11 protein-coding genes are annotated in these 8,980 nt (G+C 64.1%); 3 read left to right on the top strand and 8 right to left on the bottom strand.

What is annotated here, in order from left to right; translation table 11 throughout:
• Nucleotides 1-184: 184 nt before the first annotated feature.
• On the bottom strand, nt 185-943 hold the full coding sequence (locus AC27GT_RS03110; protein WP_487223539.1) for an ABC transporter permease: 759 nt from the start codon (nt 941-943) through the stop codon (nt 185-187).
• The gene (locus AC27GT_RS03105) at nt 940-1,962 is read right to left on the bottom strand and encodes an ABC transporter ATP-binding protein (RefSeq protein WP_015716750.1); all 1,023 of its coding nucleotides are present in this window, start codon (nt 1,960-1,962) and stop codon (nt 940-942) included. The genes AC27GT_RS03110 and AC27GT_RS03105 overlap by 4 nt, the downstream gene beginning before the upstream one ends.
• A gap of 24 nt (nt 1,963-1,986) precedes the next feature.
• Here AC27GT_RS03105 and AC27GT_RS03100 point away from each other — a divergent pair, with 24 nt between their 5' ends.
• Nucleotides 1,987-2,769 (top strand): ABC transporter permease, encoded by a 783-nt coding sequence (locus tag AC27GT_RS03100; protein WP_487223538.1) that lies wholly within the window; start codon nt 1,987-1,989, stop codon nt 2,767-2,769.
• A gap of 93 nt (nt 2,770-2,862) precedes the next feature.
• Here the strand turns inward: AC27GT_RS03100 and AC27GT_RS03095 are convergent, their stop codons facing one another.
• From AC27GT_RS03095 to AC27GT_RS03080, 4 genes are read right to left on the bottom strand one after another with little or no spacing between them, the layout of a single operon-like run.
• Nucleotides 2,863-4,749: a DUF4900 domain-containing protein gene (locus AC27GT_RS03095; RefSeq protein ID WP_487223537.1), complete on the bottom strand. Its 1,887-nt coding sequence runs from the start codon at nt 4,747-4,749 to the stop codon at nt 2,863-2,865.
• A gap of 19 nt (nt 4,750-4,768) precedes the next feature.
• Complete coding sequence (locus AC27GT_RS03090) at nt 4,769-5,683, bottom strand: prepilin-type N-terminal cleavage/methylation domain-containing protein (protein WP_038068727.1); 915 nt, start codon at nt 5,681-5,683, stop codon at nt 4,769-4,771.
• Between the two features lie 13 nt (nt 5,684-5,696).
• Complete coding sequence (locus AC27GT_RS03085) at nt 5,697-6,182, bottom strand: type IV pilus modification PilV family protein (RefSeq protein ID WP_038068729.1); 486 nt, start codon at nt 6,180-6,182, stop codon at nt 5,697-5,699.
• Nucleotides 6,179-6,613: a pilus assembly FimT family protein gene (locus tag AC27GT_RS03080; RefSeq protein ID WP_487223536.1), complete on the bottom strand. Its 435-nt coding sequence runs from the start codon at nt 6,611-6,613 to the stop codon at nt 6,179-6,181. The genes AC27GT_RS03085 and AC27GT_RS03080 overlap by 4 nt, the downstream gene beginning before the upstream one ends.
• 78 nt (nt 6,614-6,691) lie before the next feature.
• Here AC27GT_RS03080 and plsY point away from each other — a divergent pair, with 78 nt between their 5' ends.
• Both plsY and bshB1 read left to right on the top strand, forming a co-directional pair.
• Nucleotides 6,692-7,294 carry a glycerol-3-phosphate 1-O-acyltransferase PlsY gene (gene plsY, locus AC27GT_RS03075; protein WP_487223535.1) on the top strand — a complete coding sequence of 201 codons (603 nt, stop codon included), beginning with the start codon at nt 6,692-6,694 and terminating at the stop codon, nt 7,292-7,294.
• On the top strand, nt 7,287-7,970 hold the full coding sequence (bshB1, locus tag AC27GT_RS03070; protein WP_487223534.1) for a bacillithiol biosynthesis deacetylase BshB1: 684 nt from the start codon (nt 7,287-7,289) through the stop codon (nt 7,968-7,970). The genes plsY and bshB1 overlap by 8 nt, the downstream gene beginning before the upstream one ends.
• Here bshB1 and AC27GT_RS03065 read toward each other — a convergent pair.
• Complete coding sequence (locus AC27GT_RS03065; RefSeq protein WP_015716758.1) at nt 7,967-8,584, bottom strand: uracil-DNA glycosylase; 618 nt, start codon at nt 8,582-8,584, stop codon at nt 7,967-7,969. The genes bshB1 and AC27GT_RS03065 overlap by 4 nt on opposite strands.
• Nucleotides 8,581-8,949 carry a hypothetical protein gene (locus AC27GT_RS03060; RefSeq protein WP_003044617.1) on the bottom strand — a complete coding sequence of 123 codons (369 nt, stop codon included), beginning with the start codon at nt 8,947-8,949 and terminating at the stop codon, nt 8,581-8,583. Before AC27GT_RS03060 ends, AC27GT_RS03065 begins: the two co-directional genes overlap by 4 nt.
• Between the last annotated feature and the right edge of the window lie 31 nt (nt 8,950-8,980).

Below are 8,980 nucleotides of genomic sequence, written 5' to 3'. Positions count from 1 at the left end.
GGTAGTAGCCGTTCTTGCGTCCCCCGTGCTGGCGCAAGAAGGCTTCCCGGTCGGCGTCCAGGAGAATCTGCAAGACCTCGGTCACCGTCTGCCTCACCGCTTCCCTTAGCATCACCTGCAAGGTATCCTGGTCCACGGGGTACCTCCTTCCTAATCCTGGTACCCCCCTTTTATACACAAACCCCTACACATAATTCCTTACACGACCCAAGAGCCGCCAGAGGAGAAGAAAGGCTACGCCCCAGAAGAGCATCACCCAAACCCCCGGGAACAGATCCACCTTTTGCCCGGCCAGGAGGGCTGCGGGCAGGTAGACCAGGTAGGGGAAGGGGGTGAGGAGGGCTAGGGTCCTTAGGGGCTCGGGGAAGACCTCGAGGGGGGCGATGGTGCCGGAGAGGAAGAGGTAGAGGAGGAAGAAGACCTCTTCCACCGAAACCGCCCGCTCCGTGAAGAAGGTGAGCATGGCGGTGGTGTACTGCATCAGGTAGCGGAGCAGAAAGGCCAAAAGGGTGAAAAGGAGCCCCAGGAGGAAGGGGCCAGGTTCGGGCACAAAGCGGGCCTCGGGGAAGAGCCAGAAGAAGAGGAGGGTGAGGAGCACCACGAAGGGCAACCGGGCCAGGCGCTCGGCCACGTGGGCCGCCAGGTGGTCAAAAAAGGGGTCCAGGGGCCTTAAGAGCCGGAAGGAAAGCCGCCCTTCCACCACATCCCGCTCAAACTCCCACACCACCCAGACCACCGTGGCCTGGCGCACCAGGAAGACCATGAGGAAGTAACGGGCAAACTCCCCCGGGGACAGGGCAAACTCCCCGCCCCTGGCCGCCTCGGTCCAGACCCCGAGGAGGATCAGGGGCAAGGCCCCGGCCAGGGCCCAGAGGAAGAGCTCCGCCCGGTACTCCAGCATGTAGGCCAGGTAGACGGCGAGGAGGGTTTTGGCTTTCCTCATGCCTCCTCCAGGGCGGGGGTTTCGCTCAGCCCCGAAGGGGCGATCTTGTACACCCGGGCGATGACCTCTTCCAAAGGGGGTTCCCGCACCTCGAGGTCCTCCACGGGAAGGCTATTAAGGATCTCCGCCACCCTTTCCGTAAGCCTCTCCCGGGGCACCAGAAGCCGGGCCTTTAGGCCCTCGAGGTCCCTGACCTCCCCGAAGGCCAGGAAGGCCTCCCTGGGCAAGGGGTAGGCCAGGGTGAGCCCCACCTCCCGGTAGGGGGCGAAGCGTTCCAGAAGCCCTGCCAGGGGTCCATCGTAGAGGAGCCTTCCCTGGTGGATCACCAAGACCCGTTCCGCCAGGGCGGCGATGTCCGCCATGTAATGGCTGGTGAGGAGGACCGTGGCCCCGTAGCGCCGGTTGTACTCCCGGATGAACTCCCGCACCGCCACCTGGGCGTTCACGTCCAGGCCCAGGGTGGGCTCGTCCAGAAAGAGCACCTCCGGGCGGTGGAGAAGGGCCGCCAGAAGCTCGGCCTTCATCCTTTCCCCCAGGGAGAGCTTGCGCACGGGCTGGTGGAGCTTATTCGTTAGGGAAAGCATTTCCGAAAGCTCCGAAACCCGCTTCCGGAACTCCCCTTCGGGGATATCGTAGATGGCGGCGTTGAGGCGGAAGGTGTCCAGGGCAGGCAGGTCCCAGATGAGCTGCTGCTTGTTGCCCATCACCAGGGTGATCTTTTTCAAGAAGGCCTTTTCCCGCCGCCAGGGAATGTGTCCCGCCACCACCGCCTTACCCCGGGTGGGGTGGATCAGGCCGGTGAGCATCTTCAAGGTGGTGGTCTTACCCGCCCCGTTGGGGCCCAGAAAGCCCACCACCTCGCCCCTTGCGATTTGAAAGCTCACCCCTTCCACCGCCTTCACCGTGCGGTACTGGCGCAGGAGGAAGTGGCGCAGGGTGGCGAGGAGGCTTTCCTCCTTCAGGGCCACCCGGTAGTGCTTGGTGAGGTCCTGGGCAAGGATGATGGGTTCCGCCGACACCCCTATAGTCTACCCTGTGGTCTAATGTTTCCTGTGCGGTACCTGAGGGTTTTCCTGCTTTTCCTTCGCCTCAGCCTGGCGGCGGAGATGGAGTACCGGCTCAACTTCCTCCTGGGCCTTCTCTCCTCGGCCCTGACCCTTCTTGGGGCCCTGTTCGGTCTGGTGCTCCTCTACCAAGGAGGGTACCGGCCCGGAGGGTGGGCCTGGGAGGAGGCGCTTTTGGTCCTGGCGGCTTTCACCCTCCTGCAGGGCCTGGGGAGCACCCTTTTCGCCCCCAACCTCAACAAGATCGTGGAGCACGTGCAGCAGGGGACCTTGGACTTCGTGCTCCTCAAGCCCCTGGACCCCCAGTTCTGGCTTTCCCTGAGGGTCTTCTCCCCCTGGGGCCTGGGGGACTTCCTCCTGGGGGTGGGCCTCCTCCTCTACGCCGGGGAGCGGCTGGGGCTTTCCCTGGCAGACTACCTCCTCTTCGCCCTCTACTGGGCCCTGGGGGGGGTGATGCTCTACAGCCTCTGGTTCCTCCTGGCCACCACCAGCATCTGGTTCGTGAAGATCTACAACGTCACCGAGGTGCTCCGGGGCCTCCTCGAGGCCGGCCGCTTCCCCGCCTCCAGTTACCCCGCTTTGTACCGGGCCTTCTTCACCTTCGTGGTCCCCGTGGCCTTCCTCACCACGGTGCCGGCCGAGGCCGCCTTGGGCCGGGCCGGGCTACCCCTTTGGGCGGGGGGGCTGGCCCTAGGCCTTTTCCTCCTGGCCCGGGGCTTTTTCCGCCTGGCCCTGAGGAGCTACACCTCGGCAAGCAGCTGAGCGCCTACGCGTTGATTTTGCTGCAGGTGACCCCTAGTTTGAGCCCAGGAGCACGTCTTTTGAGGGTCCCACCGCGGCGAAAGCAGTGGGGTTTTAGTAAACTTGCTCCCTCTGGCCATAGCTGAAGACGCTCACGCTGGTCACCTGGTCCCTACCGGTGGTAGGGAAGAAGGGGGGAGCGAGCCCTTGGAGGAAGCGGCGGTCATAGGTGAAGGCCCGGCCATAGCCCGTTGAGTTTTGCCCAGTTTGGCTGTTGAAGGTTCCGAAGGCCCCGTAGTAGTACTCTATGATTCCTCCAAGGAGGTGAACGTTGCCCTTGTCAGCGATTTGGTCGTAGTCTTCCACGCTCACAACCCCCCTGGCGCTCATGAGGGTGGCGTGCACGTAGAGATTCCTGGGAGCATTCCTGCTGATCCACACGTTCCCCCCCTGGCTGTAGACCCCGAGGACGTTCCGGGCAGCGAGGTTGTCGCAGGTAGGCGGGACCACGGTACCGTCGGGCCTACGCGTGGGCGTGCCGGAGCAGGGCGGGGACTCGTACTTCAGGTCGTTGCCGATCTTGACATCACCTGAGGCCGTCACGGTGATCTGGGCGAACTCCGCCAGGGCCGGGGAGGCGGTGGCGGGGTCATTGGGGTCAGTGCGGTTGGGGCCCAGCAGGTTCTGGACCTTTCCGCCCGTGAAGATAACGCCGTTAAAGCGCACGGGATTGCCGTTCCTCAAAACTTGTTGCCAAGAAGGACGGGGATTCGTTTGGTATTGGTAGAGGATCCCATCTTCACCGTAACGGTAGGTCTCGGAGGCCGTTTGGCGGCATTGGGAGTTTTGGCAGTAGGTCACCTCTATGTACTGGTACTTGCTGACCCCAGCAGGCAGGGGAGGGGTACAGGGCACCTCCTGGCCAGTGATGTTGTCAACGCACTTGCGGGAAAGCCGAAGGGTTTGGATGTCGTTCTGGTAGTAAAGGCCGCCCGCCTGTGCGGCCGCCTCTTGGTCCTGGCTGTTTTGGGGGAGGGGGATGAAGCTGGCGTTCCAGTCTACCCCTGCGGTGAACTCGGGAGCGTGGGTGCCGTACCTGTTGGTATAGGAGGGCTGGCTGGCGTTGGGCTGCATGTTCCCGGCGAGCACAAAGCCTTGGCCATAAAAGTAGGCCCCCGGCCGGGTCTGGCCCTGGCAAGAGGCTGTGCCGGGGTTGGTGCATCCTGCGCTGGTCACCTCTCCCCCGAACCAAGGCTTGCGGTAGAAGCGGAAGTGCTGGTTGGTGTGTACGGGGCCGTCAAAGAGAGTGCGATCGGTAAACCAGACATCGGTGCCGTCTGGCAGGGTATGGACGTTAGTGAAGAGGGCGTACCGGGCGAAGCTGGAGCGGCCCACAGTGAAACGGTACTCCCCTTGAAGGACGATGTTACGCCTGTACTGGCCCATGGAGGCTTCCGCCACCATGACGAAGGGCAGGGCGTAGGTTTGGCTGGTGGCGGTCCCTGCCCCCGTTCTAGGGCTTCCCTCCACGAAGCGGCCCGGGGGCAGGCGGAGGCTCCCCGGCAGGGGGGTACCGCAGGCCTGAGGGGTGAAGTAGACCCGGAGCCTCACCGAAGCGGCGGAGTTCCCGGGAGCCAGGTTAACCCCGCACAGAAGTGGGTCCAGTTGCCCTTGGAGTTGCTGGGCAAGCCCCGAAAGGGCTTGGGCCACCCCTACGGGGTCAGGCGTGGGGCCCTGGGTGTTGCCCCCGTAGGCCCAGGCGTCGGTGCTGCTTGCGGTCTGGCGCACCAGGGCGTCCAACTTCTGCCTTCCCGTGGTGCTGAGGAAGTTTCCGCCCACGTTGGCGGCGCCCCTGGCTAGCATGAGCGTTTGGACGATGGCCTGGTCCTGGCCACTGTGGCGGATCTCCCCCAGGGTGCGCAGGAAGATCAGGGTTCCGATGCCCGAGATTACCACAAGCGTAGCCAAGGCGAGAACGATGGCGATGCCCTTGCTCTTCATGATCCCCTCCTCCTGATCCTTAGCGGCATGGCAGGATGCGCCTTGCTTGGTACTGGGCGTTTGAGCTCAGCTCCACCTGGCTCGTGTAGGCGCGGGGGAACCTCCGGCCGCGGGAGAGGAAGCTCGCTTCCAGGGTGACGGAAAGCCTCCTCAAGCTGTAAACCTTCCCTGTGGTGCCCTGGGTCACCTGGTAAGGAGGAGCGCTGGTGGGGTTGGTGAAGTCGTAGCTCGGGGTGTAATTGCCTCCAGAAGGGTCCGTTACCGTGTCGCCGAAGGCCGCTTCGTAAACGTAGTGGAGTTCAAAGCGGTCAAGGTCGAAGGCCACGGGCACCTCGCCACCTCCCCCCTCCCGGTAGACCAGCTGTCGGCCTAAGGGATCGTAACGGAAGCCCAGGGTGCGCACCCGGAAGAGCAGGGTGTTCGGGGTGTAGTCAATGGTGTTGCCGCACCCGGCATGGACCACATGCCAGCGGTTGGGCTCGCCCCCCACACGGTTGACCTGGGTCACCGGGAGGATTACTCCGTCCCCGGCGTTATTGACCATGAGAACGAAGTCCCCTGGGGTGATGCCGATTTGATTGGGGTCAGTGGCTAAAACCACGATCTTGGCCTCAGCGGCCTGCTTGAAGCTGTTGTTGCTCCCGCTATCGTGGGGCAGCACTGGGTAGCCCGCCCCGCCCTCGAGGAGGGCGAAGGAAATGCTTTCCCTGCCGCTCGGATAGGGAGTGGCGGCAATGCCCCCGAGGACAGCGCTCCGGAGGTCCTGGCTGAAGACCTCTACGATGCGCCTGAGCTTCGCCTGGGCGCTCACGGTGGCGTCTAGGTCCGAACGGCTTTGCATAAACTGCACCACAGCCCCGTAGGCCAAGGCCAAAACCGTGCCTAGGATAGCCAAGGCTAGCAGGAGTTCCAGAAGCGTTAGACCCTTGCGCATGCCTAGCCTCCTTTTAGTTGATCCCGGGAAGAAGAGGTGCGCTGGAGGTTCCCGAAAGGGGTGGGGAGGCGTAGGTCCGGGCCTCCGCGCAGTATTCCCCGCCTGTCTGGCGCCAGCAGACCTGGATTCGGTACTCGTTCACCGCAACCCCCAGGTTTCCTGTCCAAGGCGGAGACCCCAGGTTTTCAATCCTTACCCGGTAGAGGTCTGGGTTGGCGAAACGGACTTCCCTGGGAAGGTCTGGAAAGGCCTGCCTCAGGTTCCCGTAGTCATAGGTGAGGCTGTTGACGGGGAGAAGGCCTGTTTCTCCGCCCACCATCCTGCGCCCGATATAGTTGAGGATCTGCACGGCTTGAGTGCGGGCTCCGGTGATGGAGGTCTGGCGAAGGCTGGTGACCAGCGTGGCGTTGAGGGCCACAAGCACTATGCTCAAGATGGCCAGGGCCAGCAGAACCTCCACGAGGGAGAAGCCTTTGGATGAGAAGGAAAGGCCTTTCATGGCTCCACCTTTGCTTCCCCGATGAGGGAAACCACGTAGGTGTAGGTTTTTGAACCCAGGCTCACCTGGAAGCTGAGGGGCTGGGTGAGGCTGTTACTGTTGGCGTCCACCACCTTGCCCGGGGGGGTAAGCCGCGCGACCACGCCCCTGGGAAGGGTCAGGGACACCCCTTGAGGCACTTCTAAGGTGCGCAAGACCCGGGTTCCATTCCTGATCTCCAGCCGATTCCCTGTGAAAACCACATCCAGAAGGGCCCCACGGCTAGCGGCCTCGGTAGCTCCTTGCCAGAAAAACCCCTGCAAGGAGTGGAGGAAAGCCGCCTGCTCCTGGCCCTTTAGGGTTCTCTGGCCGTTGAAAGCCGCTATGGCCAAGATAACCATAAGGACCCCGATCACAACCAGAAGCTCTATCAGGGTTATCCCCTTGCGCATACCACCTCTCCTGTGGCGAGAATACCCCGGCCAAGCACCTCTGACATCCCCCAAATGGGGGGGGTAGAATGGCCTGGCATGTGGGCGGTGCTCTGGGTTCTCCTCCTCGCCTACCTCTTCGGCTCCGTTCCCGCCGGGGTTCTGGTGGCCCGGACGTATGGGGTGGACCTGCGCAGGGTGGGCTCTGGGAATATCGGGGCCACCAACGTCCTCCGGGCGCTCGGGTGGGGGCCGGCTTTGGTGGTGGCCTTCTTTGACGTCTTCAAGGGCGGGATCGCCGTCCTCGTGGCCCGGGCCTTTGGCCTTTCCGACTGGATGCTGGGCGGGGTGGCCTTGATGGCGGTTTTGGGCCACAACTACTCGGTCTTCCTCCGCTTCCGCGGGGGGAAGGGGGTGGCCACGAGCTTCGGCACCCTCCTCTTCCTGGACCCCGTCTTGGCCCTTTGGACCTTCCCCATCGGGGTGAGCGTGATGCTCCTCACCCGCTACGTCTCCGCGGGGAGCATGACCGGAGGGGTGGCGGCCTTCGTCCTCTCCCTGGCCCTGGGCAGGCCCCTTTGGGAGGTGGCCACGGTCTTCCTCATGGCCCTCCTCATCTTCTGGACCCACCGGGAAAACTTAAAGCGCCTCCAGGCGGGAACGGAAAGGCGCCTGGGGGAAAAGGAGGGAGGCCATGCTTGACCTCCTGGTCCTTGCCCCTCATCCCGATGACGGGGAGCTGGGATGCGGGGGGACCCTGGCCCGGGCCAAGGCCGAGGGGCTCGGCACGGGGATTTTGGACCTCACCCGGGGGGAGATGGGCTCCAAGGGTACGCCGGAGGAGAGGGCCAAGGAGGTGGAGGAGGCAAGCCGTATCCTGGGCCTGGACTATAGGGGCAACCTGGGCCTGCCGGATGGGGGCCTTGGGGATGTCCTGGAGCAACGCCTTAAGCTTGCCCAGGCCTTGAGGCAGCTTAGGCCCCGCATCGTCCTCGCTCCCCTTGAGGCCGACCGCCACCCGGACCACACCGCCGCAAGCCGCCTGGCGGTGGCGGCGGTGCATCTGGCGGGCCTGAGGAAGGCGCCCTTGGAGGGGGAGCCCCACCGGGTGGAGCGGCTTTTCTTCTACCCTGGAAACCATCCCTTTACCCCGAGCTTCCTGGTGAAGATCTCCGCCTTCATAGACCAGTGGGAGCAGGCAGTGCTGGCCTACAGGAGCCAGTTTTCCGGGGAGGGGGTGAGCGAGACCGTGGGGCCCAAGGGAGTGGAGGCCAGGAAGGCCATGCGCCGCCACTTCGGCAACTACCTGGGGGTGGACTACGCCGAGCCCTTCGTGAGCCCCTTGCCCATCCTCTACACCCCCTGGAGCCGGGCCTAGAAGAGGGGTTCCTGGCTTACCGCCTTTACCTGGCGGCGTTCCTTGGGGGGGAGGGCGTCCAGGGCCCGCTTCACCTCCTGGATGTCCAGCCAGGTGAGGTGTTTGGGGCTTCCTGGGGTACGGCTTGGGTTTCTCAGGAGGTAGGCGGGGTGGAACATGGGAAAGACCCGGATCCCGTGCCACTCAAACCACTGCCCCCGCACCTTGGTGATGGAAACCTTCTCCCCCAGGAAGAACTCCGCCGCCACCGCTCCCAAGGGGACGATGATCTGGGGGGCGATGAGCTCGATCTGCTTGAGGAGCCACTTGTCCGTGCAGACCTTGGCCTCGTCGGGCAGGGGGGCGCGGTTTCCCGGGGGGCGGCACTTGACGATGTTGGTGATGTACACGGATTCCCGGGGGATGCCGGCGGCCTCGAGGATCCGGTTGAGAAGCTGCCCCGCTTTCCCCACGAAGGGGCGCCCTGTCTTGTCCTCTTCCTCGCCCGGCCCTTCCCCCACGATCATCAGCTGGGCGTCGGGGTTCCCTTCCCCGAAGACCACCTGGGTGCGGCCTTCGGCCAGGCGGCAGGCGGTGCAGGCCTTGGCCTGGGCTTGTAGCAGTTCCAGGGTCATTGCAGGGGTTTGCGGGCCTTCCGGGCCTCCCGCCGGGTCTTGGGGTCCAGGCCGATCATGAGGAAGAAGTTCTCCAGGGCGTTTTCCTGACCCTTGATCTCGGGGTACTGGTCCTCCGGAGTGCCGGTGACAAAGGGCAGGGATTTGTAGAGCTCCAGTGCGTACTGCACCACGGCCTCCGGCCCCTCGGCCTCCGCCACCTCGGCCAGCTTGGCGTAGACCTCGCGCCGGGCTTCCGCATGGCGGCGGAAGACCTCCGGATTCGGCGTCTCCGGCGCCCGGAGAACGTCCTGCTTGGCGATGCGGCGGTAATGCTTCAAGCCCCGAACGATCTCCTCCGTGGTCAGCGTGATCTTGAACTCCATCCCCGCTCCTTTCCGGCCTAAGGGCCCTACC

The organism is Thermus sp. KWY1 (genome assembly GCF_057547025.1).
This window is presented reverse-complemented; position numbering and strand designations above follow the sequence as displayed.

Bases quoted from the DNA above. Each gene is read 5' to 3' on its own strand.
- AC27GT_RS03080 (WP_487223536.1), bottom strand. From the start codon at position 6,613: ATGCGCAAGGGGATAACCCTGATAGAGCTTCTGGTTGTGATCGGGGTC.
- AC27GT_RS03065 (WP_015716758.1), bottom strand. From the start codon at position 8,584: ATGACCCTGGAACTGCTACAAGCCCAGGCCAAGGCCTGCACCGCCTGC.
- AC27GT_RS03110 (WP_487223539.1), bottom strand. From the start codon at position 943: ATGAGGAAAGCCAAAACCCTCCTCGCCGTCTACCTGGCCTACATGCTG.
- AC27GT_RS03100 (WP_487223538.1), top strand. From the start codon at position 1,987: ATGTTTCCTGTGCGGTACCTGAGGGTTTTCCTGCTTTTCCTTCGCCTC.
- AC27GT_RS03085 (WP_038068729.1), bottom strand. From the start codon at position 6,182: ATGAAAGGCCTTTCCTTCTCATCCAAAGGCTTCTCCCTCGTGGAGGTT.
- bshB1 (WP_487223534.1), top strand. From the start codon at position 7,287: ATGCTTGACCTCCTGGTCCTTGCCCCTCATCCCGATGACGGGGAGCTG.
- AC27GT_RS03060 (WP_003044617.1), bottom strand. From the start codon at position 8,949: ATGGAGTTCAAGATCACGCTGACCACGGAGGAGATCGTTCGGGGCTTG.
- AC27GT_RS03090 (WP_038068727.1), bottom strand. From the start codon at position 5,683: ATGCGCAAGGGTCTAACGCTTCTGGAACTCCTGCTAGCCTTGGCTATC.
- plsY (WP_487223535.1), top strand. From the start codon at position 6,692: ATGTGGGCGGTGCTCTGGGTTCTCCTCCTCGCCTACCTCTTCGGCTCC.
- AC27GT_RS03095 (WP_487223537.1), bottom strand. From the start codon at position 4,749: ATGAAGAGCAAGGGCATCGCCATCGTTCTCGCCTTGGCTACGCTTGTG.